The organism is Streptomyces sp. NBC_01808, from assembly GCF_035917395.1.
Taxonomy (GTDB): domain Bacteria; phylum Actinomycetota; class Actinomycetes; order Streptomycetales; family Streptomycetaceae; genus Streptomyces.
The window spans coordinates 1,281,917-1,304,863 of sequence record NZ_CP109072.1 but is presented as its reverse complement, the minus strand read 5'-3'; the positions used below and the strand labels follow the sequence as shown (position 1 = coordinate 1,304,863).

The following is a 22,947-nucleotide window of genomic DNA, read 5'->3' as shown; positions in this document are numbered from 1 at the left end:
CGGCTCCCCGGCCCGCCGCGGCCCGAGCCGAACCCCCCAGCCGCATACCCGAGACGAACGACGGGACGGGACTCCCATGCTGACTCGCAGACTCCGCACGACGGCCGTCGCGGCCTGCACCACACTCCTCGCCCTCGCCCCGCTCACCGCCTGCAACCGCGGCAACGACGCGGCCGGCGGCGACGGCCAGGTCGGCATCGACATGCCGCGCACCGACAGCGACTTCTGGAACTCCTACCACCAGTACCTGAAGAAAGGCGTCTCGGACGGCGTGGTCGACGCCCTGCCGATCACCAACTCGCAGAACGACATCGGCAAGCTCGTCGCCAACGTGCAGGCGTTCACCGACCAGGGCGCCGACGCCGTCATCATGGCGCCGCAGGACACCGGCGCGGTCGCCTCCACCCTGGAGCGGCTGGCGGAGGAGGACATCCCCGTCGTCAGCGTCGACACCCGCCCCGACAAGGGCGAGGTCTACATGGTCGTACGGGCCGACAACGAGGCCTACGGCATCAAGGCCTGCGAGTACCTCGGCGAGCAACTGGGCGGCAAGGGCAAGGTCGTGGAGTTCCAGGGCGACCTGGCCTCCATCAACGGCCGCGACCGCTCGGTGGCGTTCAAGAAGTGCATGGACGAGAAGTACCCCGAGATGCAGGTCTTCGAGCTGCCCACCGAGTGGAAGGGCGACGTCGCCTCCGCAAAGCTGCAGAGCGTCCTGGCCAAGGAGAAGACGATCGACGGCATCTACATGCAGGCCGGCGGCGTCTTCCTGCAGCCCACCCTGGCGCTGCTGGAGCAGAAGGGGATGCTCAAGCCCGCCGGGGAGGACGGCCACATCACGATCGTCTCCAACGACGGCATCCCCGAGGAGCTGGACGCCATCCGCTCCGGGAAGATCGACGCCACCGTCTCCCAGCCCGCCGACCTCTACGCCGAGTACGCGCTCTTCTACGCCCAGCAGGCGCTGAAGGGCAAGGAGTTCAAGCCGGGCAAGACCGACCACGGCTCGGAGATCGTCAAGATCCCGAACGGCCTGGAGGACCAGTTGCCGGCCCCGCTGGTCACCAAGGAGAACGTCGACGACCCCGAGCTGTGGGCCAACCAGCTCGAAAAGCAGGGCTGAGCCGTGCCCGCGGCGCCCCCCGCCGTACGCGCCGACGGCGTCGTCAAGCGCTTCGGCCCCACGCTCGCGCTCGACGGCGTGCACCTGGAGGTCGCGGCCGGCGAGGCACACGCCCTCGTCGGCCGCAACGGCGCCGGGAAGTCCACCCTCGTCTCCGTGCTCACCGGCATGGAGCGGCCCGACGCCGGCGCCGTGACCTTCTCCGGCGCGCCCGCGCCGCCGTTCGGCGACACGGCGGCGTGGCGCGCCAAGGTCGCCTGCGTCTACCAGAAGCTCATGATCGTCCCGGACCTCACGGTCGCAGAGAACCTCTTCCTCAACCGCTACACCGGTGGCGGCGCCATCAACTGGCGCGGGCTGCGCTCGCGCGCCCGCGAGCTGCTGGCGGCGTACGGCGTGGACGTGGACCCCGCGGCGCGGGCGAAGGATCTCGGCGTCGAGCAGCGGCAGTTCGTGGAGATCGCCCGGGCGCTGAGCTTCGGCGCCCGGCTGATCATCCTCGACGAACCGACCGCCCGGCTCGACGCCGGCGGGATCGACCGGCTCTTCGGCAAACTGCGCGAACTGCAGCGGCAGGGGGTCGCCTTCCTCTTCATCTCCCACCACCTCCAAGAGGTCTACGAACTCTGCGACACCGTCACCGTCTTCCGCGACGCCCGGCACATCCTCACCGCGCCGGTCTCCGGGCTGCCGAAGGAGGACCTGGTCGCCGCGATGACCGGCGAGGGCGCGCCCGCCGGCGCCGGGGGTCCTGCCGCGCTGCCGCGGCAGGCGACGGCGGCGGGCGGCGCCGAGCCCGTGCTGCGGGCGCACGCGCTGGCCGTGGCCGGTGCGTACGAGCCGCTGGACCTGGCCGTGCGCGCCGGGGAGGTCGTCGGCCTGGCCGGCGCCGCCGCCAGCGGCAACACGGCGATCGGCGAGACCCTCGTCGGCATGCGGGCGCCGGACGGCGGCCGGGTCGAGGTGCGCGGGACCGCCGTGCGCACCGGCAGCGTGCCGCACGCGCTGGAGGCCGGCATCGGGTACGTACCGGAGGACCGGCACCAGCAGGGCCTGGTGCCCGGGCGCAGCGTCGCGGAGAACGCCACGCTCACCGTCGCCGACCAACTGGGCCCGTACGGCACCGTGCTGCCCTCGCGCACCCGCCGGTTCGCGCAGCGCATGATCGAGTCGCTGGACATCAAGACCTCGGGTCCTGCACAGGACGTCGACGGGCTCTCCGGCGGCAACCAGCAGAAGGTCGTGATCGCCCGCGCGCTCGCCCGGGACCCCGGCGTGCTCGTGGCGATCAAGCCGACCGCGGGCGTGGACGTGAAGTCCAAGGACGCCCTGCTGGGCGTCGTCCGGCGGGTGGCCGACGGCGGCAGCGGCGCCGTCATCGTCTCCGACGAACTGGACGACCTGCGCGTCTGCGACCGCGTGCTCGCGCTCTTCCACGGGCGGGTGGTCGCGGAGTTCGGCGGCGGCTGGACCGACCGGGAACTGGTCGCCGCCATGGAGGGCATCGAACCCGGAGCCCGCGGCCCGCAGCAGGAGCACGGCACCGGCACGGACCAGCCGGACCAGCACGTACAGCCAGGCCAGCCAGACCAGTCTGGCCAGTCCGACCAGTCAGTTCAGCCCGACCAGCAGGATCAGCCGGAAAAGGGGCAGCAAGCATGACACGGCCTACGTCGACAGCGCCGCCGGCCAGCGCGGCCGAGGGCGGAGCGGCGGTGGAGAAGAAGCCGCAGTTGCAGCTCGGCGGGGTGGAGATCGACCTCGGCCGCTGGCGCGACTTCTCGCTCGTACCCGTCATCTTCGTGCTCGGCGTGATCGGCTTCATCGTCTCGCCCGCCTTCCTGACCTCCGACAACCTCATCGGCGTCGTCCAGCAGTCCACCGAACTCGGGCTGCTGGTCCTCGCCCAGGCCCTCATCCTCATCAGCGGCCGGATGGACCTCTCGCTGGAGTCGACGATCGGCGTCGCGCCGGTGATCGCGCTCTGGCTCGTACTGCCCGCCGAGGGCGGCCGGTTCACCGGCATCGAACTGCTGCCGTCCGGCACGTCGATCTTCCTCTGCCTCCTCGTCGGCGCCGTCATCGGGCTCTTCAACGGCTTCCTCATCCTCAAGCTCAGAGTCAACGGCTTCATCGCCACGCTCGGCATGCTGGTCATGCTGCGCGGCCTGCACGAGGGCATCACGGGCGGCAAGTCCATCATCGAGGTGCCCGAGTCCTTCGCCTACCTCGGCAAGGAGAGCTGGCTCGGCGTGCCCGCCGCCGTCTATGTCTGCCTCGGCCTCTACGCCGTCGGCGGGCTGATGCTCGGTTATCTGCGGCACGGGCGCGCGCTGTACGCCATCGGCGGCAACCCGGAGGCGGCGCGCGCCGCGGGCATCCGCGTCGACCGCATCACCTGGATCGTGCTGGCCATCGGCGGCATGCTCGCGGCCTTCGCCGGCGTGCTCTACACCGGCCACTACGGCTCGGTCTCCGCCGGCCAGGGCAAGGACATGATCTTCCAGGTGTTCGCCGCGGCGGTCATCGGCGGCATCAGCCTGCGCGGCGGGCGCGGCACCCTCTTCGGTGCGCTGACCGGCGTGCTGACGCTCCAGCTCGTCATCAACGTGATGACGCTCGCGGGTGTGCCGGCGGAGTGGACGAAGTTCCTCAACGGGGCGATCATCATCGTGGCCCTGGTCATTTCCCGGTTCGTCAGCGGCGAGAAACAGGACTGAGAGGCGGCGGATGCCCCCCATACCCAGGCTCGGCCTCGGCTGTGCCAACCTCGGCAACCTCTACCGGGCGATGCCGGACGCCACCGCGGCCGAGATCGTCGAGACCGCGTTCGCGCACGGCTACGGCTACTTCGACACCGCGCCGCACTACGGTGTCGGGCTGTCGGAGGAGCGCCTCGGCCGTGCGCTCGCGGGCCGGCCGCGGGACTCGTACACCGTGTCCACCAAGGTCGGCCGGCGGCTGCGGCCCCTCGGCCCGGGCGAGACCGAGCCCGCCCACGACTTCGTCGACACCCCGGCCCGCGGCCGGGTGTGGGACCTGAGCCGGGACGGGATCAGGGCGACGCTGGAGTCGTCCCTGGAGCGGCTGGGGCTCGACCGGGTGGAGATCGCGTACCTCCACGACGTCGAGAACCACCTGCCGCAGGTGTACGAGACGGCCTTCGCGGCGCTCGCGGAGCTGAAGGCGGAGAAGGTCGTCGGCGCCATCGGCTTCGGCATGAACTTCAGCGACCATCTGGGCCGGCTCGTCGCCGACCTCGACGTCGACGTGGTGCTGTGCGCCGGGCGCTGGACGCTGCTGGAGCGGAGCGCGTACGACGACCTGCTGCCCGTCTGCGAACGGCGCGGCACCTCCGTCGTCGTCGGCGGCGTCTACAACACCGGGCTGCTCGCCGACCCGCGGCCCGGCGGGCGGTTCCACTACGGCGAGGCGCCGGCCGAGGTGGTGGAGCGGGCGCGCGGGATCGCCGAGGTGTGCGGCGAGTTCGGGGTGCCGCTGAAGGCGGCGGCGCTGCGCTACCCGTTCGCGCACCCGGCGGTGGTCTCCGTCATCCCGGGCGCCTCCCGGACGCGCGACGTCCGGGAGAACGCGGAGATGTTCGCGTACGACATCCCCGACGCGCTCTGGCCCGCGCTCGTCGAACTCGGGCTGCTCGACGCCGACCTGCCGCTGCCCGCGGCCACGGGAGGCTGAGCGCAATGCCGCGCATCGACGCCCACCACCACCTGTGGGACATCAGCCGCCGCCCGCAGCCGTGGATGGACGGCTCCTGGGCCGACCCGCTGCGGCGCACCTTCACGCTGGCCGACCTCGCGCCGCATCTGGCGGAGCACCGCATCGACGCCACGGTGCTGGTGCAGACCTCGTCGTCGTACGAGGAGACGCTGGAGCTGTGCGAGGAGCCGGACCCGCCGGTGGCGCTGGTCTGCGGCTGGCTCGACCTGACCGCGCCAGGACTGGACGTGGACACCCTGCGCCGTACGCCCCCGCGCCTCGGGGCGCTGCGCCACCAGGCGGAGGAGGAGCCCGACCCGCGGTGGCTGGAGCGCCCCGACGTGCTGCGGGCGCTGGGGCTCGCGGGCGAGATCGGCCTCGTGTACGACCTGCTCGTGACGCCGCGCGAGCTGCCGGCGGCGATCGCCGCGGCCCGCGCGGTGCCGCACACCCGGTTCGTCCTCGACCACGCGGGCAAGCCGCAGATCGCGGCGGGGGAGTGGCAGCCGTGGGCGGACCTGGTCGCGGAGCTGGCCCGGCTGCCCAACGTGAGCTGCAAGCTGTCCGGCCTGGTCACGCAGGCGGACTGGGACCACTGGCGGCCGGCGGACGTGCTGCCGTACGCGCGGCACGTGATCCGCGTGTTCGGGCCCGGCCGGATCCTCTTCGGCTCGGACTGGCCGGTGTGCACGCTGGCGGCGGAGTACGGGCGGGTCGTCGAGCTGGCAGAGGAGGCGGTGGCGGACCTGACGGCGGCGGAGCGGGAGGCGTTCTTCGGCGGCAACGCCCGCCGGCTCTACCTCGGGGACTGAGGCCGGGCGCTGGGCGCGGCAGGTGGCCGCGGCCCCGCCCGGCCCGTACAGTCCCGGCCCGTCCGGGCCCGTCCGGGCCCCGGGTCACAGTGTCCGGCGCAGCCACTGCTCCACGCTCGCGATGTGCACCGTGGCCCACGACCTGGCCGCCTCGGCGTCCCGGCTGCGCATCGCGTCGAGGATCGCCCGGTGCTCGGTGAGCGTGCGCCGTACCGCGTCCTCCTGCGTCAGACCGCGCCAGATGCGGGCGCGGGCCGTCGGCCCCGACAGCCCCTCAAGCAGCGAGCTGAGCACGGAGTTCCCCGACGCCTGCACGATGCGGCGGTGGAACTCCAGGTCGGCGCGGACCAGTTCCTCCACGGACGGGTCGTGGCCCAGCTCCGCCAGCTCCGCCTCCAGCGCGTCCAGCTCGGGATCCCCGATGCCGGTGCAGGCCAGCGCGGTGGCGGCGGGCTCCAGGATGCGGCGTACGGCAAGCAGCTCCAGCACCGTGTCGTCGCGGTGGAAGTCGACGACGAAGCTCATCGCCTCCAGCAGCAGTTGGGAGTCGAGGCTCGTGACGTACGTGCCGTCGCCCTGCCGTACGTCCAGGATGCGTATCAGCGCGAGTGCGCGCACCGCCTCGCGGAGCGAGTTCCGGGACAGGCCGAGCTCGGCCGCCAGCTCGCTCTCCTTGGGCAGCCGGTCGCCCGGCCGCAGCTTGCCGGAGACGATCATTCCCTTGATCTTCTCGATCGCCTCGTCCGTGACCGCCATCTCGCGCCCTCCCTGACACAGACATCCGATGTCTGCGCCGCTTCCATTATGACCTGCGGCCCGGGTGGGCGGAGCAGGGGAGGGCGGCGAATCCGGCGGGAGGCGGAAAAGGGGGAGGGGAGAGGCGCCCCCATGGCGCCTCTCCCCTCGGACTTCCGGCCCGCGGCGGGTGCTCAGCCCCGCTTGCGGGCGAGGAGCTCCCGCACCCTGGCCCGTACGTCGGCGGTGTCCAGGCCGCGGATCGTCACCGTCGTGCGGCGGCGCAGCACGTCGTCCTCCGTCTCGGCCCACTCGTGGTCGCGGGCGTAGACCACCTGCGCCCAGATCTCGGGCCCGTCGGGGTGGATGCGCTCGCCCAGGTCCGGGTTCTCGTTGACCAGGCGGGCGATGTCGAACGACAGCGAGCCGTAGTGCGTGGCCAACTGGCGGGCGGTGTCCGGGGCCATGCGGTGGCCCGGGTCGCGGTCGACGAGGAGCCGGTGCGCGACCGCGTTGGGGTTCGCCACGCCGGGCAGCGGCGTGTGCCGTACCAGGGACTTCACCGGCTGCATGTCCTCGGCGATCGCCCCGCCGTGCTCCTTGGCGAGCTTGCGGAGCACCATCCGGCCGATGTGGCGGTACGTCGTCCACTTGCCGCCCGCCACCGACAGCATCCCGCCGGCGCCCTCGGTGACGACCGTCTCCCGCTTGGCCTGCTCCGTACCGCCCGGACCGCCGGGCAGCACCCGCAGCCCGGCGAAGGCGTACGTCACGAGGTCGGGCGACAGGTCGTCGTCGCGCACCGAGAGCGACGCCTCGTCGATGATCTGCGCGATGTCGGCGTCGGTCGGGTGCACGGCGGCGGGATCGCCCTCGTACGGCTCGTCCGTGGTGCCCAGCAGCAGTTGGTCCTCCCACGGCAGCGCGAAGGTGACGCGGTACTTGTCCACCCACGTCGACATCGCCGCGCGCCACGGCGACCGCCGCTTGAGCACGATGTGCGCGCCCTTGGAGAGCCGGATGGACGGGTCCGCGGCCGGGTCCTCCAGGTGCCGCAGGTGGTCCACCCACGGCCCGGTGGCGTTGAGCACCAGCCGGGCGTCGACGCCGAACTCGTCGCCGCTCAGCCGGTCCCGCAGGTCCGCGCCCGTCACCTGGCCGTGGGTGAAGCGCAGCCCGGTGACCTCGGCGTGGTTGAGGACGACGGCGCCGGCGCCGACGGCGGCCCGTACCGTCATGACCGCCATCCGCGAGTCGTTCATCTGGTGGTCGCCGAAGACCGCGACCGCCTTCAGCCCCTCGGTGCGCAGCGCGGGGACGTCCCGGGCCGCCCGGCCGGGGGTGATGAGGTGGCCCACGCCGTCGCGGAACCCGGACAGCGCGGAGTAGGCGAAGACGCCGGCGCCGAGCTTGGCGGCGCCGTGCGGGCCGCCCTTGTAGAGCGGCAGATAGAAGGGGAGCGGGTTGACCAGGTGCGGCGCTACGTCGCGGGCCAGCACCCGGCGCTCGTGGTGGTTCTCGGCCACCAGCTTCACCGCGCCGTTCTGCAGGTAGCGGATGCCGCCGTGGACGAGCTTGGAGGACGCGGACGAGGTGGCGCCGGCGAAGTCGCCGGCGTCCACCATCGCCACCCGCAGTCCCGACTGGGCGGCGTGCCAGGCCACCGAGGTGCCCAGGATCCCGCCGCCGATGACCAGGAGGTCGTACGTGGCCCGGGCGAGCAGATCCCGGGTCTCCGCGCGGCCGAGGGTGTGGCCGGCAGTCGGGTGCGTCCCGAGTGCGGGTATCGCCGCCGGGACGGTCTGCGGGAGAGTCATCGCCGCTACTCCTTGTCTTCGATCCAGCCCATGGTGCGCTGGACTGCTTTGAGCCAGTTGTTGTATTCGCGGTCGCGGGTTTCGGTGTCCATGCGGGGGGTCCATTCGGCGGCGCGGCGCCAGTTGGCGCGCAGGGCGTCGGTGTCGGGCCAGTAGCCGACGGCGAGTCCGGCCGCGTAGGCGGCTCCCAGGCAGGTGGTCTCGGCGACCAGGGGGCGGACGACGGGGGCGTCGAGGACGTCGGCGAGGGTTTGCATGAGGAGGTTGTTGGCGGTCATGCCGCCGTCGACCTTCAGGGAGGTCAGCTCGACCCCGGAGTCTTTGGTCATCGCGTCGACGATCTCGCGGGTCTGCCACGCGGTGGCTTCCAGCACCGCCCGGGCGAGGTGTGCCTTGGTGACGTAGCGGGTGAGGCCGGCGATGACGCCGCGGGCGTCGTCGCGCCAGTAGGGGGCGAACAGGCCGGAGAAGGCGGGTACGAAGTAGGCGCCGCCGTTGTCTTCGACGCTCAGGGCGAGGGTTTCGATTTCGGCGGCGGTGGAGATGATGCCCATCTGGTCGCGCATCCACTGCACCAGCGCGCCGGTGATGGCGATGGATCCTTCCAGGGCGTAGACGGCGGGTTCGTCGCCGATGCGGTAGCCGACGGTGGTGAGCAGGCCGTTTTCGGAGTGGACGGGTTCGCCGGCGGTGTTCATCAGCAGGAAGGTGCCGGTGCCGTAGGTGGATTTGGCTTCGCCCTGGGCGAAGCAGGTCTGTCCGAAGAGTGCGGCTTGCTGGTCGCCCAGTGCGGAGGCGACGGGGATGCCGGTCAGGGTGCCGGAGGCGGCGTGGCCGTAGACCTCGGCGGAGGAGCGGATCTGGGGGAGTACGGCTTGGGGGATGCCCATGGCCTGGCAGATGCCGGGGTCCCAGTCGAGGGTTTCGAGGTTCATGAGCATGGTGCGGGAGGCGTTGGTGACGTCGGTGACGTGGACGCCGCGGCCGGGGCCTCCGGTGAGGTTCCAGATGACCCAGGAGTCCATGGTGCCGAAGAGGATGTCGCCTGCCTGGGCGCGGGCGAGGAGGCCGGGGGTGTTGTCGAGGAGCCAGCGGATTTTGGGGCCGGCGAAGTAGGAGGCAAGGGGCAGGCCGGTGGCGGTGCGGAAGCGGTCTTGTCCTTCGGTGCCGCCGAGTTGGCGGCAGAGTTCTGCGGTGCGGGTGTCCTGCCAGACGATGGCGTTGGCGACGGGTTCGCCGGTGTTCTTGTCCCAGAGCAGGGTGGTTTCGCGTTGGTTGGTGATGCCGATGGCTTTGACGTCGGCGCGGGTGATGCCGGCTTTGGCGACGGCGCCGTCGACGACTTGCTGGACGTTGCGCCAGATCTCGGTGGCGTTGTGCTCGACCCAGCCGGGCCTGGGGAAGATCTGCTGGTGTTCCTTCTGGTCCACCGACACGATCCGGCCATCGGTGTCGAACACGATGCACCGGCTCGAAGTCGTCCCCTGATCGATAGCCGCAATGAACGGGCCTGCAGTGTGTGCGTCGGTCATGTCGCTCCGATACGTCGTTGGTTCGGCGTGGGTCGAGGTGGTGGCCTGCGTGGTCCCGCCCGGTGCGGGGGCGGGACGCCCGGCTCAGGCGAAGACGGCTTGGTAGAGACCGCCGGCGGCGGCGCCGCCGATCAGCGGGCCGACGACCGGGATCCACGCGTAGGTCCAGTCGGAGCCACCCTTGTTGGGCAGCGGCAGGAGGGCGTGGACGATACGCGGACCGAGGTCGCGCGCGGGGTTGATGGCGTAACCCGTGGGGCCACCGAGGGAGAGACCGATGCTGACAACGACGAGCGCGGTGATCAGTACGCCGAGGGTGCCGAGCCCGTTGCCTTCGGCGTTGAGGCCCTGGGTGAGGATCGCGATGACGAGGACGAAGGTGGCGATGATCTCGGTCATCACGTTCTGCACGACGTTGCGGATCTCGGGGCCGGTGGAGAAGATGCCGAGCACCGGTCCCGCGCCCTTCTCATGGGCCTCGATCGCCTTCTGGTCCGCGCCGTCGAGATGACCCACGACTTCCTTGTCGGTGAGGTGGTCGTGGAACTGGCCGTAGTAGGCGAGCCACACGAAAGCGGCGCCGATCATGGCGCCGAGCAGTTCGGAGGCGAGGTAGAGCGGGACGTCGCTCCAGGGGGTGTCGCCCTTGATGGCGAGCCCGAGGGTCACCGCGGGGTTCAGATGGGCGCCGGAGACACCGGCGACCGCGTAGGCGCCGGTGAGGACCGCGAGACCCCAGCCGAAGGAGACCGCGACCCAGCCTGCCTGGTGGGCCTTGGACTTCTTGAAGGTGATGGCGGCGACCACGCCGCCACCGAGAACGATCAGCAAGGCCGTCCCGAGCACCTCACCGCTAAATATGTCCCAATTGGACGGGTCCATCCTGCGACTCCTTTGTCCTGGCTGGTCCGTACAAGGAATCCGGTCCGCGCATAACACCCTACGTCAAAATTATCGTTAGGTGTTCGACAATGCCGACCGGTGCACGGCAGTGTTCCGCCACGTCACAGGCACGTCAAGGCCCGGTGGCGGGAAAACGGGGAATCGGCCAGTCGGAGGAGGCCCGCGCGGTCAGAAGCGCCCGGCGCCCAGGTCCCTCGCCACCGCCCGGGCGCAGTCGCGTACCGCGGCCACCAGTTCGGGCCGCAGCTCGCCGCCGGGGCAGACGCGCTCCACCGCGCCGGTGACGCCCACGGCGCCCACGGGCATGCCGCGGCGGTCGCGTACGGGGGCGGCGACGGCCGCGATGCCGTCCCAGGTCTCCTCGACGTCGGAGCCCCAGCCGCGGGCCCGGGTCAGCTCCAGGATCCGTTCGAAGTCCGCCGCCTCGGTGACCGTGGCGGGCGTGAGCGCCTTGCGGTCGCCCTCCGCGGCCTCGGCGTGGGCCACCGGGTCGACGGCGCACAGGACCTTCCCCAGCGCCGTGCTGTGCAGCGGCAGCATGGCGCCTATCTCCAGCACCTGCCGGCTGTCGTCGGGCCGGAAGACGTGGTGGACGATGAGCACGCCCTGGTGGTGCAGCACGCCCAGGTGCACGCTCTCGCCGCTGGCCCTGGCCAGGTCGTCGGTCCAGGGCAGGGCGCGGGCGCGCAGCTCGTGCACGTCCAGGTAGCTGTTGCCCAGGCGGAGCAGTTCCGCGCCGAGCTGGTACCGCCCGGAGACCGGGTCCTGCTCGACGAAGCCCTCCTGCTGCAGCGTGCGCAGGATGCCGTGCGCCGTGCCCTTGGCCAGGCCCAGCGTCGAGGCGACGTCGGACAGGCCCAGGCGCCGCTCTCCTCCGGCCAGCAGGCGCAGCACCGCAGCCGCTCGCTCGAGCGACTGGATGTTCCGTGCCACGGAAGATCCTCCTCAACGAGACCGGCAGTTCGACAATGCTGAACAGTATCGGTCATTGTTCCGCCGCAGGGGGGTGGTCGGGGAAGACCCCGGACGTGCCGATCGTGCCCGAGTCTGCCGGAAAGCGCCGCAAACCTGCACCGTCCGGGTCGTGGGACAGCCCGCGCCGCACCGGCTCCGGCCGATACCCTTGGCCCGTGCACCGGCCCTCGCGGGCCGCGCATAGCCGACAGCCGTCGCACACGAGGGAGTATCCCCATGGCCTCGCAGCCGTCCCAGCCCGCCGCCAGCCAGCAGACCCGCGCCGACGCGCTGCGCGAGGCCCTCGCCACCCGCGTGGTGGTGGCCGACGGCGCCATGGGCACGATGCTCCAGGCGCAGGAGCCCACGCTCGACGACTTCCAGCAGCTGGAAGGCTGCAACGAGATCCTCAACGTCACCCGACCCGACATCGTGCGCTCCGTGCACGACGAGTACTTCGCGGCCGGCGTCGACTGTGTGGAGACCAACACCTTCGGCGCCAACCACGCCGCCCTCGGCGAGTACGACATCGCCGACCGGATCTTCGAGCTCTCCGAGTCCGGCGTGCGCATCGCCCGCGAGTCCGCCGACGCGCACACCGCGGGCGACGGCCGGCAGCGCTGGGTCCTCGGCTCCATGGGCCCGGGCACCAAGCTGCCGACCCTGGGCCACGTCGCGTACGGCACGCTGCGCGACGCGTACCAGCAGAACGCCGAGGGCATGATCGCCGGCGGCGCCGACGCGCTGCTCGTCGAGACCACCCAGGACCTGCTGCAGACCAAGTCCGCCGTCCTCGGCGCCCGCCGGGCGCTGGCGGCCACCGGCATGGACCTGCCGCTGATCTGCTCGGTGACCGTCGAGACCACCGGCGCCATGCTCCTCGGCAGCGAGATCGGCGCCGCGCTCACCGCGCTGGAGCCGCTGGGCATCGACATGATCGGGCTGAACTGCGCCACCGGACCGGCCGAGATGAGCGAGCACCTGCGCTACCTCGCCCGGCACTCCCGGGTGCCGCTGTCCTGCATGCCCAACGCCGGCCTCCCGGTGCTCGGCAAGGACGGCGCCCACTACCCGCTGACCCCGGGCGAACTGGCCGACGCCCAGGAGACGTTCGTCCGCGAGTACGGGCTGTCCCTGGTCGGCGGCTGCTGCGGCACCACCCCGGAGCACCTGCGGCAGCTCACCGAGCGGGTACGGGACCTGCAGCCGGTCGAGCGCTCGCCGCGGCCCGAGCCGGGGGCCGCGTCGCTGTACCAGACGGTGCCGTTCCGGCAGGACACCTCGTACCTGGCGATCGGCGAGCGCACCAACGCCAACGGCTCGAAGAAGTTCCGTACCGCCATGCTCGAAGGCCGCTGGGACGACTGCGTGGAGATGGCCCGCGACCAGATCCGCGAAGGCGCCCACATGCTCGACCTGTGCGTCGACTACGTCGGCCGCGACGGCGCCGCCGACATGGCCGAGCTGGCGGGCCGGTTCGCCACCGCCTCCACGCTGCCCATCGTGCTGGACTCCACCGAGGTCGACGTGATCCGCGCCGGCCTGGAGAAGCTCGGCGGCCGGGCCGTCATCAACTCCGTCAACTACGAGGACGGCGACGGCCCCGAGTCCCGCTTCGCCCGCGTCGCGACGCTCGCCCGCGAGCACGGCGCCGCGCTGATGGCGCTGACCATCGACGAGGAGGGCCAGGCCCGTACCGCCGAGCACAAGGTCGCCATCGCCGAGCGGCTGATCGACGACCTCACCGGCAACTGGGGCATCCACGAGTCCGACATCCTCATCGACTGCCTGACGTTCACCATCTGCACCGGCCAGGAGGAGTCCCGCGGCGACGGCATCGCCACCATCGAGGCGATCCGCGAGCTCAAGCGCCGCCGCCCCGACGTGCAGACCACGCTCGGCCTGTCGAACATCTCCTTCGGTCTCAACCCGGCCGCCCGCGTCGTGCTCAACTCCGTCTTCCTCGACGAATGCGTGAAGGCCGGCCTCGACTCGGCGATCGTGCACGCCAGCAAGATCCTGCCGATCGCCCGGCTGGAGGAGGAGCAGGTGCAGGTCTGCCTGGACCTCATCCACGACCGGCGCCGCCCGGCCCAGGGTGACGAGCCCGCGTACGACCCGCTGCAGCGCCTGCTGGAGCTGTTCGAGGGCGTCGACACCAAGTCGATGAAGGCGGGCAAGGCCGAGGAGCTGGCCGCGCTGCCGCTGGAGGAGCGGCTGAAGCGGCGGATCATCGACGGCGAGAAGAACGGCCTGGAGGCCGACCTGGACGCCGCGCTCGCCGAGCGGCCGGCCCTGGAGATCGTCAACGAGACGCTGCTGGACGGCATGAAGGTCGTCGGCGAGCTGTTCGGCTCCGGGCAGATGCAGCTCCCGTTCGTGCTCCAGTCCGCCGAGGTGATGAAGACCGCGGTGGCCTATCTGGAGCCGCACATGGAGAAGGTCGACGACGGCGAGGGCAGCTCGGGCAAGGGCACGATCGTGCTGGCCACCGTGCGCGGCGACGTCCACGACATCGGCAAGAACCTGGTCGACATCATCCTGTCCAACAACGGCTACAACGTGGTCAACCTCGGCATCAAGCAGCCCGTCTCGGCCATCCTGGAGGCCGCGGAGGAGCACGCCGCCGACGTGATCGGGATGTCCGGGCTGCTGGTGAAGTCCACGGTGATCATGAAGGAGAACCTGGAGGAGCTGAACCAGCGCCGGCTGGCCTCCCGCTACCCGGTGATCCTCGGCGGCGCCGCGCTCACCCGCGCGTACGTCGAGCAGGACCTGCACGAGGTCTACGAGGGCGAGGTCCGCTACGCCCGCGACGCCTTCGAGGGGCTGCGGCTCATGGACGCCCTCATCGGCGTCAAGCGCGGCGTCCCCGGCGCCGAGCTGCCCGAGCTGCGCCCCCGCCGGGTACGCGCCGCCACCCCCGCGCCCGCCGCCGCCGACGAGGAGGCCCCCGCCCGCTCCGACGTGGCCACCGACAACCCCGTGCCCACCCCGCCGTTCTGGGGCACCAGGGTCGTCAAGGGCATCCAGCAGGCCGACTACGCCTCCTGGCTGGACGAGGGCGCCCTCTTCAAGGGCCAGTGGGGGCTGAAGGCGCCGCGCGGCGGCGGCCCGTCGTACGAGGACCTGGTCGCCACCGAGGGCCGGCCGCGGCTGCGCGGGCTGCTGGACCGGCTGCAGACCGGCAACCTGCTGGAGGCGGCCGTCGTCTACGGCTACTTCCCCTGCGTCTCCAAGGGCGACGACCTGATCGTCCTCGGCGACGACGGCGCCGAGCGCACCCGCTTCACCTTCCCTCGGCAGCGGCGCGGCCGGCGGCTGTGCCTGGCGGACTTCTTCCGGCCGGAGGAGTCCGGCGAGACGGACGTCGTCGGCTTCCAGATCGTCACCGTCGGCTCGAAGATCGGCGAGGCCACCGCCGAGCTGTTCGCCGCCGACTCCTACCGCGAGTACCTGGAGCTGCACGGGCTCTCCGTACAGCTCGCCGAGGCGCTGGCGGAGTACTGGCACGCGCGGGTACGCGCCGAGCTCGGGTACGCCGGCGAGGACCCGGCGGAGATCGAGGACATGTTCGCGCTGAAGTACCGCGGCGCCCGGTTCTCGCTCGGCTACGGCGCGTGCCCGGACCTGGAGGACCGGGCGAAGATCGCCGAGCTGCTGGAGCCGGAGCGGATCGGGGTGAAGCTCTCCGAGGAGTTCCAGTTGCACCCGGAGCAGTCCACGGACGCGATCGTCATCCACCACCCCGAGGCGAAGTACTTCAACGCCCGCTGAGCGCCGCCGGCGCCCGGGCCGTACCCGTACCCCGGCATCGTCGTAAATGCGCCCCGAACGGTCTCCCCGGGCGCTTTCCGGACAGTCGGCTTACACTGGTCGGTCCGGAACAGGCCGGTCGCTTCTGGCGGCCGGCCTTTGCGCCCCTTCGAGGGAGGTGAGCGGATGACCAGCAGCATTCCCGCTGAAGGCACCCGAACGGCCCAGGGCACCGCCCAGGACCGCCGGGTGCGGTCCATCCGCGGTACGACGCCGCAGGCCGTACTGCTCGACATGGACGGCACCCTGGTCGACACCGAGGGCTTCTGGTGGGCCGCCGAGGTCTCGGTCTTCGCCGAGTTCGGCCACGAGCTGACCGAGGAGCAGCGCCAGGTCGTCGTCGGCGGCCCGATGTCGCGCAGCGCCGCGTACCTCATCGCGACCACCGGCGCCGACATCGGCCTGCCGGAGCTGACCGTGCGCCTCAACACCCGCTTCGAGGAGCTGGTCGACGGCGACGTGCCGCTCATGCCCGGCGCCCGGCGGCTGCTCACCGAACTCGCCGCGCACGACGTGCCCACGGCCCTCGTCTCCGCGTCCCACCGGCGCATCATCGACCGGGTGCTGCGCTCGCTCGGCCACGAGTTCCACCTCTCCGTGGCCGGCGACGAGATCCCGCGTACGAAGCCGCACCCCGACCCGTACCTGCACGCCGCGGCCGCACTCGGGGCCGACCCGCGGCACTGCGCGGTCATCGAGGACACCCTGACGGGCGTGACGGCGGCGGAGGCGGCCGGCTGCGCCGTCGTGGCGGTGCCGTCGGTGGCGCCGATCGAACCCGCGCCGGGACGGCACCTCGTGCGTTCCCTCACGGAAGTCGATCTTTCCTTTCTCCGCTCCGTAGTCGAGCGCCTCCACTGAGAAAGCGGTGAGGAAACTCCGCGCAGCGGTTCATGTATTTTGCGTGACGAAAGCCGTTACCCCATTGCCGCTACCGGGCGCGGATTCGACAGGGTGAGCTTTCTCACGCGCACAGCTCTCGACAGGGGTGTGGAACTGTGCTGGAGGGGTTCCGAGGGTCTCCCGAGGTGCCTCCCTGTGTCCGGTTTGATTGGGGTTCACGGCCATTGTTCCCGCGTCCGGTTATCGGAAGGGCGCCGGGCGTAATCGGCATGTGATTCCTTCTCAACTTCCCTGCCACCCAGCCCGGCTGGGTGCTCCGGCTAATCTCTCCGGGGACGCCTGAGGGAGAAAGTCGACCATGATTCGTAAGTCGTTGGTGCTGCCCGCGCTGCTGGGTGTGCTCGCCCCGGTCGTCACCTCCTGCGGCGTGGTGGGCGACTCCGGCGGAGACGACGACGCGATCGTGGTGGGTACGACCGACAGGCTGGAGCTGACGAAGGAGAACCCGGCTCCGCTCGACCCCGCCACGGCGTACGACATCAACTCCTGGAACGTCCTGCAGAACACCTTCCAGACGCTGATGCGGATGCCGCGTACGGGCTCGGAGCCCGAGCCGGACGCCGCCGAGCAGTGCGTCTTCGCCGACCGGCGCAGCGAGCAGTACCGCTGCACGCTCCGCGACGGCCTGACGTTCACCAACGGCCACGACCTCACCGCCGAGGACGTCAAGTTCTCCATCGAGCGGATGCTGAAGATCAAGAACCCCAACGGCCCGTTCCCGCTGCTCGCCAACGTCGACACGGTGGAGACCCCGGACGAGCTGACCGTGGTCTTCCACCTCAAGACGCCCGACGCGACGTTCCCCCTCAAGCTCGCCACCCCCGCCGCCGCCATCGTCGACAGCGAGGTCTACGAGAAGGACAAGCTCTACGAGGGCTTCGAGATCGCCGGCTCCGGCCCGTACAGCCTGAAGGTGGAGCACGACGACGACGTCGCCACCAAGGCCGTCTACACCGGCAACGGCGACTACAAGGGCGAGGTCGAGCCGCAGAACGACGCGGTCGAGGTCCGCTACTTCGGCACCTCCAAGAGCATGGAGGACGCCATCGCGGGCGGCGACATCGACGTGATGGGCCGCAGCCTGAAGCCGGAGCAGATCAACCGCCTCGACGACGGCGCCGACGGCGACGTCAGCCTCTTCGAGACGCCGGGCGCGGAGATCGCCTACCTCGTCTTCGACGTCGAGAACCCGACCGTGAAGGACCGGGCCGTACGCCAGGCCGCGGCCGAGGTGATCGACAGGACGAAGCTCGCACGCGACGTCTACCAGCGCACCGTCGACCCGCTGTACGCGATGATCCCGCGCGGCATCATCGGCCACAACACCGCGTTCCACGACGCCTACGGCGACCGTCCGGACGCCGACGGCGCCCGCGAACTGCTGCGGGAGGCGGGCGTCGAGACGCCCGTGAAGCTCACCCTGAACTACACCACCGACCACTACGGCGAGACGACGAAGGCCGAGTTCGAGGAGCTGCGTGACCAGCTCAACAGGTCCGGCCTGTTCGACGCCGACATCAAGGGCGACACCTGGGAGACGTACAAGAAGCACTACGCGGAGAATCGGTACGCCGTCTACGGCCTGCACTGGTATCCCGACTTCCCCGACCCCGACACGTTCACCGGGCCGTTCGTCGGCGAGGAGAACTTCACCTTCAACAACTACGACAGCTCCGTCATCGAGGACCTGATCCCGAGGACCCGCCAGGAGGCACAGCGGGAGCGCACGACGGACAGCTTCGAGCGGATACAGGACGTCCTCGCCAGCGACGTCCCGTACCTCCCGCTCTGGCAGGGCAAGCAGTACATCGCGGCGCGCGACACCGTCACGGGGGCGGAGTGGGCGCTCAACTCGTCGTCGACGCTGCAGCTCTGGGAGCTGCGGCGCGGACTGAGCGAGTAGGGGCCACCGGCGGTGCCGCGCCGGGCAGAGAACCGACCCGAGTGAAGGAACCCACACACGTGAAGAAGGCTGTCCAGCGGTTCGCCCCACCCCTCGGCGCCGCCATGGCCACCGTGCTGCTCGCCGCCGGCTGCGGCTCGGACTCCGGATCGGGGGCCGGCTCCGGCGACGCGGTCGTGATGGGGATGACCGACGAGGTCACCGCCATCGACCCCGCGGCGGGCTACGACCCCGGCTCCTGGCTGGTGTTCAACAACGTCTTCCAGTCCCTGCTGAGCTTCCCCAAGGGGTCCACGGAGCCCGAGCCCGAGGCGGCGAAGGAGTGCACCTTCGAGGACGCCGACAGCCGCGTCTACACCTGCAAGCTGCAGGACGGGCTGAAGTTCTCGAACGGCTCGGAACTCACCTCCGAGGACGTGAAGTTCTCCTTCGAGCGCACCATCGGCATCGACGATCCGGCGGGCCCCGCCGTCATGCTCGACTCGATCGGCGAGATCGAGACGCCCGACGAGCTGAGCGTGACGTTCCGGCTGGACTACCCCGACGCGACCTTCCCCATGAAGATCGCCTCCGGCGCCGGCTCGATCGTGGACAGCGAGTCCTACCCCAAGGACAAGCTGCGCGACGACGGCGAGGCCGTGGGCTCCGGCCCGTACAAGCTGGACTCCTACCAGGAGGGCAAGGAAGCCGAGTTCTCCGTCAACTCCGGCTACAAGGGCACCGCCAAGGTGCAGAACTCCGGGATGACGCTGAAGCTCTACGGCGACAACACCGGCGGCGACGGCAAGCTGAAGAAGGACCTGGAGAACGGCGACATCGACCTGGCCTACCGCGGCCTGGCGATGAAGGACATCGCCGAGCTGCAGGACCAGGCCGGTGCCGGCCAGAAGATCCAGCTCGTCGAGGGCACCAGCGCCGAGGTGCAGCACCTGGTCTTCAACATGAACGACCCGGTCGCCGGCGACCCCGCCGTGCGCAAGGCGTTCGCCTACCTCATCGACCGCAACGCGCTGGTCCGCGAGGTCTACGAGGGCACTGCCGAGGAGCTGTACTCGATCGTCCCGGCCGGCATCACCGGCCACAACACCGCCTTCTACGACACCTACGGCGACCGCCCCGACCCGTCCAGGGCCGAGCAGGCGCTGCGCGAGGCGGGCATCGACGAGAAGGTCCCCGTGACGCTCTACGCCACGCCCGAGCGCTACGGTCCCGGCACGGTGCCGTCCTTCGAGCTGATCGCCGAGCAGCTCAACGACAGCGGCCTGTTCCAGGCCGACGTGAAGTCCGTGCCGCTGGACGAGTTCGAGAAGGGCGTCGAGAAGGGCTCGTACGGCGTCTACGTCAAGGGCTGGGTGCCGGACTACCCGGACCCGGACAACTTCACCGCGCCGTTCTTCGGCGAGGGCAACGTGCTGGCCAACAACTACAACCCGGGCCGGATCACCAGCGAGCTGATACCGGCGGCCGCCGGCCAGTCGGAGCGTACGGCCACGGTGGACGCCTACGGCGAGCTGCAGGACATCGTCGCCGACCAGTTGCCGGTGATACCGCTGTGGCAGGGCAAGCAGTACGCCGCCGCGCAGGAGAACATCCTCGGCCTGGAGTGGACGCTCGACGCCTCGACGGTCTTCCGCTTCTGGGAGATCTCGAAGGGCTCGGAGTGACCCGCCCGCACTGATCTGAGGTACGCGGCCGGGAGCCCCGCTCAGGCAAGGGCTCCCGGTACGCCGCTCAGGACCCGCCGGGGCGCACCAGCCCGCTCTCGTACGCGTACACCGCGGCCTGCACCCGGTCGCGCAGGCTCAGCTTGGTCAGCACGTGGCCCACATGGGTCTTCACGGTCGTCTCGCTCACGAACAGGTCGGCGGCGATCTCCGCGTTCGACAGCCCGCGGGCGACCAGCTTCAGCACCTCTACCTCGCGCTCGGTGAGCGTGTCCAGGGTGTCCGGCACGTCCTGCTCTCCTGTCGGCAGCTTGGTGGCGAACTTGTCGAGCAGCCGCTTGGTGATGCTCGGGGCCAGCATCGCGTCCCCGGCGGCCACCACGCGGATCGCCTGCACCAGCTCCCCGGCCGGCGCGTCCTTCAGCAGAAAGCCGCTGGCCCCCGCGCGCAGCGCCTCCACCACGTACTCGTCGAGGTCGAAGGTCGTCAGGACCAGCACCTTCGCGGGCCCGTCCCGGCCCGCGCCGGTGATCTGCCGGGTGGCCTCCACACCGTCCATGCGGGGCATCCGGATGTCCATCAGCACCACGTCCGGCTGCAGCGCCCTGACCTGGTCGAGCGCCTGCAGCCCGTCGCCGGCCTCGCCGACCACGGCGATGTCCTGCTCTGCTTCCAGGATCATGCGGAAGCCGGTGCGCAGCAACGGCTGGTCGTCGACGAGCAGGACGCGGATGGCCACAGGGTCTCCTCTTCCTCGGCCGGACCGGATTGTCAGGCGGTGTCCATTCTGCCCTGCGCACCGTCCCCGGCCCCGGCCGGGCGGGGCTGCGGCAGGCCGAGATCGACGCCGGTCAGCGGATACGGGGGCGGGGTGCCGCCGAAGGCGGGGCAGGAGTCCTTGAAGTCGCACCAGTCGCACAGCCGGCCCGGCCGGGGCCGCCAGTCGCCGCTCTCCGTCGCCCGCCGGATCGCCTGCCACAGGGCGAGCACCTTGCGCTCCACGCCGCGCAGGTCGGCCTCGTCCGGGTCGTACGTCAGCACGTCGCCGCTGCCCAGGTAGACCAGCTGCAGCCGGCGCGGGACACTGCCCCGCAGCCGCCACAGCACCAGCGCGTAGAACTTGATCTGGAAGAGGGCGTCCGCCGCGTACTCCGGCGGGGGCGCCTTGCCCGTCTTGTAGTCCACGACGCGGACCTCGCCCGTCGGCGCCACGTCCACCCGGTCGATGACGCCGCGCAGCTTCAGCCCGGAGGCCAGCACGGTCTCCACGAACAGCTCCCGCTCCGCGGGCTCCAGATGCGCCGGGTCCTCCAGCGTGAACCACCGCTCGACGAGCCGCTCGGCCCCGGCCAGCCACTCCGCCAGCCGCTCCGCGGCCCCGTCCGCGCCGCCCTCCCCGGCCCCGCTTCCGGCCCCTGCCCCGTCTTCGTCACCGTCCGTGAACAGCTCGGCCAGCTCCGGCCGGTCCGCGAGCAGCCGCTCCCAGGCCGGCGCCACCAGCGCCCGCGCCCGCGGCGGCGTACGCTCGGCGGCAGGATCGTCGAACAGCCGCTCCAAGACCGCGTGCACCAGCGTCCCGCGGGCGGCGGAGGCGCGCGGCTTCTCCGGCAGTCTGTCGATCACCCGGAAGCGGTACATGAGCGGGCAGGTCATGAAGTCCGCCGCGCGGGAGGGAGACAGGGCCCGGGGCGGCGCCGGGGCCCGTGGCGCGTCCGGCCCGCCGTCCCCCTCGGGCGGCGGCGGTGCGGGGTCCGCGGGGTGGTTCCCGGTGTCGGTGCGGGTACTCATGGTGTACGACCCTAGGGCCCGGGACCGACATCCGGCGGCATACGATGCAGGCGGGACCTGCGGGCAGGAAGACGGGCACCGCGAGCGGGCAGGAGTGGGAGTCGTGAGCGAGGAGCGCAGGGGCGATCGGCCCGGCCGCGGCGGCGGCATCCTCATGGGCCGCCCCTTCGGCGTGCCCGTGTACGTCGCCCCGAGCTGGTTCCTCGTCGCCGCCCTCATCACCTGGGTCTTCGGCGGCCAGCTCGAACGGATCCTGCCCGAGCTGGGCGCCCTGCGGTACGTGATCGCGCTCTTCTTCGCCGTCGCGTTCTACGCCTCCGTGCTCGTCCACGAGCTGGCCCACACCCGCGTCGCCCTCCACTACAAGCTGCCCGTACGCCGCATCCAGCTGCAGTTCTTCGGCGGTGTGTCGGAGATCGAGAAGGAGTCCGAGACCCCCGGCCGCGAGTTCTGGCTCGCCTTCGCCGGGCCGCTGCTCTCGCTCGTCCTCGCCGGCGGCTTCTACGGCGCCCTCCAGCTCGTCGAGGAGGACACCGTGCCGGCGGTGCTCCTCGCCGCCCTCACGATCTCCAACCTGATCGTCGCCGTCTTCAACCTGCTGCCCGGCCTGCCGCTGGACGGCGGCCGGATGCTGCGCGCCGCGGTCTGGAAGGTCAGCGGCAAGCCCATGACCGGCACGGTCGTCGCCGCCTGGGTGGGCCGCGCGCTGGCCGTGGCCACGCTCATCGGCCTCCCGCTCTTCACCCACTCGCGCGCCTCCGACCCCGGCAGCGTCGACACCGTCACCGACGCCCTGCTGGCGGCGATCCTCGCCGCGATCATCTGGACCGGCGCCGGCAACAGCCTGCGCATGGCCAGGCTGCGCGAGCGGCTGCCCGAGCTGCGCGCCCGCGCCCTCACCCGCCGGGCGGCCCCCGTCACCGCCGACACCCCGCTGTCCGAGGCGCTGCGCCGGGCCGAGGCCGCGGGCGCCCGCGCCCTCGTGGTCGTCGACGGCCGCGGCTTTCCCACCGGGGTCGTCCGCGGCGCGGCCATCGCCCAGACCCCCGCCCACCGCCGCCCCTGGGTGGCCGTCAGCTCGCTCTCCCAGGACCTCACGGACGAGATGAAGGTCTCCGCCGAGCTGACCGGCGAACAACTGCTGGAGCACCTGCGCGAGAGCCCTCACAGCGAGTACCTCGTGCTGGAGGAGACCGGCCACATCTACGGGGTACTCACCACCGCCGACGTCGAGCGCGCCTTCGTCGCCGCCATGGCCCGGCCGCAGCCCTGATCACCCC

The 22,947-nt window shown here is 71.3% G+C and carries 17 protein-coding genes; 10 read left to right on the top strand and 7 right to left on the bottom strand.

The features are described 5' to 3' along the window. The first annotated feature begins 76 nt into the window (after positions 1-76). The 5 genes from OG946_RS05355 to OG946_RS05335 are packed head-to-tail and all read left to right on the top strand — an operon-like array spanning position 77 to position 5,652. The gene (locus OG946_RS05355; protein WP_326794995.1) at positions 77-1,123 is read left to right on the top strand and encodes a sugar ABC transporter substrate-binding protein; all 1,047 of its coding nucleotides are present in this window, start codon (positions 77-79) and stop codon (positions 1,121-1,123) included. 3 nt (positions 1,124-1,126) lie between these two features. Further along, positions 1,127-2,785, top strand: coding sequence for a sugar ABC transporter ATP-binding protein (locus OG946_RS05350; protein ID WP_326794994.1), 1,659 nt, complete (start codon positions 1,127-1,129; stop codon positions 2,783-2,785). Beyond that, on the top strand, positions 2,782-3,843 hold the full coding sequence (locus tag OG946_RS05345) for an ABC transporter permease (protein WP_442814268.1): 1,062 nt from the start codon (positions 2,782-2,784) through the stop codon (positions 3,841-3,843). Before OG946_RS05350 ends, OG946_RS05345 begins: the two co-directional genes overlap by 4 nt. A 10-nt stretch (positions 3,844-3,853) precedes the next feature. Then, a complete protein-coding gene (locus OG946_RS05340; protein WP_326794993.1) occupies positions 3,854-4,819 on the top strand; it encodes an aldo/keto reductase in 966 nt (321 codons plus the stop codon). Between the two features lie 5 nt (positions 4,820-4,824). Beyond that, complete coding sequence (locus OG946_RS05335) at positions 4,825-5,652, top strand: amidohydrolase family protein (protein ID WP_326794992.1); 828 nt, start codon at positions 4,825-4,827, stop codon at positions 5,650-5,652. A gap of 84 nt (positions 5,653-5,736) precedes the next feature. Here OG946_RS05335 and OG946_RS05330 read toward each other — a convergent pair whose 3' ends face one another. The 5 genes from OG946_RS05330 to OG946_RS05310 all read right to left on the bottom strand — a co-directional run bounded on the left by OG946_RS05330 (position 5,737) and on the right by OG946_RS05310 (position 11,572). Beyond that, on the bottom strand, positions 5,737-6,408 hold the full coding sequence (locus OG946_RS05330; RefSeq protein WP_326794991.1) for a FadR/GntR family transcriptional regulator: 672 nt from the start codon (positions 6,406-6,408) through the stop codon (positions 5,737-5,739). A 173-nt stretch (positions 6,409-6,581) separates the two neighbouring features. Beyond that, entirely contained in the window at positions 6,582-8,204 is a 1,623-nt protein-coding gene (locus tag OG946_RS05325; RefSeq protein ID WP_326794990.1) for a glycerol-3-phosphate dehydrogenase/oxidase, read from the bottom strand. A 5-nt stretch (positions 8,205-8,209) separates the two neighbouring features. Then, the gene (gene glpK / locus OG946_RS05320; RefSeq protein ID WP_326794989.1) at positions 8,210-9,736 is read right to left on the bottom strand and encodes a glycerol kinase GlpK; all 1,527 of its coding nucleotides are present in this window, start codon (positions 9,734-9,736) and stop codon (positions 8,210-8,212) included. Between the two features lie 84 nt (positions 9,737-9,820). Beyond that, the gene (locus OG946_RS05315) at positions 9,821-10,618 is read right to left on the bottom strand and encodes an MIP/aquaporin family protein (protein ID WP_326794988.1); all 798 of its coding nucleotides are present in this window, start codon (positions 10,616-10,618) and stop codon (positions 9,821-9,823) included. A 189-nt stretch (positions 10,619-10,807) separates the two neighbouring features. Next, entirely contained in the window at positions 10,808-11,572 is a 765-nt protein-coding gene (locus tag OG946_RS05310) for an IclR family transcriptional regulator (protein ID WP_125933977.1), read from the bottom strand. Between the two features lie 258 nt (positions 11,573-11,830). Here OG946_RS05310 and metH point away from each other — a divergent pair, with 258 nt between their 5' ends. From metH to OG946_RS05290, 4 genes are all read left to right on the top strand, one after another. After that, entirely contained in the window at positions 11,831-15,370 is a 3,540-nt protein-coding gene (metH, locus tag OG946_RS05305) for a methionine synthase (protein WP_326794987.1), read from the top strand. 165 nt (positions 15,371-15,535) lie between these two features. Further along, positions 15,536-16,270 (top strand): HAD family hydrolase, encoded by a 735-nt coding sequence (locus tag OG946_RS05300; protein WP_326794986.1) that lies wholly within the window; start codon positions 15,536-15,538, stop codon positions 16,268-16,270. A gap of 340 nt (positions 16,271-16,610) precedes the next feature. After that, positions 16,611-18,215 carry an ABC transporter substrate-binding protein gene (locus tag OG946_RS05295; protein ID WP_326794985.1) on the top strand — a complete coding sequence of 535 codons (1,605 nt, stop codon included), beginning with the start codon at positions 16,611-16,613 and terminating at the stop codon, positions 18,213-18,215. Positions 18,216-18,274: 59 nt separating this feature from the next. Then, positions 18,275-19,879: an ABC transporter substrate-binding protein gene (locus OG946_RS05290; RefSeq protein WP_326794984.1), complete on the top strand. Its 1,605-nt coding sequence runs from the start codon at positions 18,275-18,277 to the stop codon at positions 19,877-19,879. Positions 19,880-19,946: 67 nt separating this feature from the next. On the opposite strand, the gene OG946_RS05285 is transcribed toward OG946_RS05290, so the two are convergent. Continuing rightward, positions 19,947-20,618 (bottom strand): response regulator, encoded by a 672-nt coding sequence (locus OG946_RS05285; RefSeq protein WP_018836882.1) that lies wholly within the window; start codon positions 20,616-20,618, stop codon positions 19,947-19,949. 32 nt (positions 20,619-20,650) lie between these two features. After that, positions 20,651-21,667 (bottom strand): RecB family exonuclease, encoded by a 1,017-nt coding sequence (locus OG946_RS05280; RefSeq protein WP_326794983.1) that lies wholly within the window; start codon positions 21,665-21,667, stop codon positions 20,651-20,653. A gap of 154 nt (positions 21,668-21,821) precedes the next feature. On the opposite strand from OG946_RS05280, the gene OG946_RS05275 reads away from it, so the two are divergent. Beyond that, complete coding sequence (locus tag OG946_RS05275) at positions 21,822-22,940, top strand: site-2 protease family protein (protein WP_326800153.1); 1,119 nt, start codon at positions 21,822-21,824, stop codon at positions 22,938-22,940. The last annotated feature ends 7 nt before the right edge of the window (positions 22,941-22,947 follow it).

Bases quoted from the DNA above. Each gene is read 5' to 3' on its own strand.
- OG946_RS05315 (WP_326794988.1), bottom strand. From the start codon at position 10,618: ATGGACCCGTCCAATTGGGACATATTTAGCGGTGAGGTGCTCGGGACG.
- OG946_RS05340 (WP_326794993.1), top strand. From the start codon at position 3,854: ATGCCCCCCATACCCAGGCTCGGCCTCGGCTGTGCCAACCTCGGCAAC.
- OG946_RS05295 (WP_326794985.1), top strand. From the start codon at position 16,611: ATGATTCGTAAGTCGTTGGTGCTGCCCGCGCTGCTGGGTGTGCTCGCC.
- glpK (WP_326794989.1), bottom strand. From the start codon at position 9,736: ATGACCGACGCACACACTGCAGGCCCGTTCATTGCGGCTATCGATCAG.
- OG946_RS05325 (WP_326794990.1), bottom strand. From the start codon at position 8,204: ATGACTCTCCCGCAGACCGTCCCGGCGGCGATACCCGCACTCGGGACG.
- OG946_RS05345 (WP_442814268.1), top strand. From the start codon at position 2,782: ATGACACGGCCTACGTCGACAGCGCCGCCGGCCAGCGCGGCCGAGGGC.
- OG946_RS05300 (WP_326794986.1), top strand. From the start codon at position 15,536: ATGACCAGCAGCATTCCCGCTGAAGGCACCCGAACGGCCCAGGGCACC.
- OG946_RS05275 (WP_326800153.1), top strand. From the start codon at position 21,822: ATGGGCCGCCCCTTCGGCGTGCCCGTGTACGTCGCCCCGAGCTGGTTC.
- OG946_RS05330 (WP_326794991.1), bottom strand. From the start codon at position 6,408: ATGGCGGTCACGGACGAGGCGATCGAGAAGATCAAGGGAATGATCGTC.
- OG946_RS05335 (WP_326794992.1), top strand. From the start codon at position 4,825: ATGCCGCGCATCGACGCCCACCACCACCTGTGGGACATCAGCCGCCGC.
- OG946_RS05280 (WP_326794983.1), bottom strand. From the start codon at position 21,667: ATGAGTACCCGCACCGACACCGGGAACCACCCCGCGGACCCCGCACCG.
- OG946_RS05355 (WP_326794995.1), top strand. From the start codon at position 77: ATGCTGACTCGCAGACTCCGCACGACGGCCGTCGCGGCCTGCACCACA.
- metH (WP_326794987.1), top strand. From the start codon at position 11,831: ATGGCCTCGCAGCCGTCCCAGCCCGCCGCCAGCCAGCAGACCCGCGCC.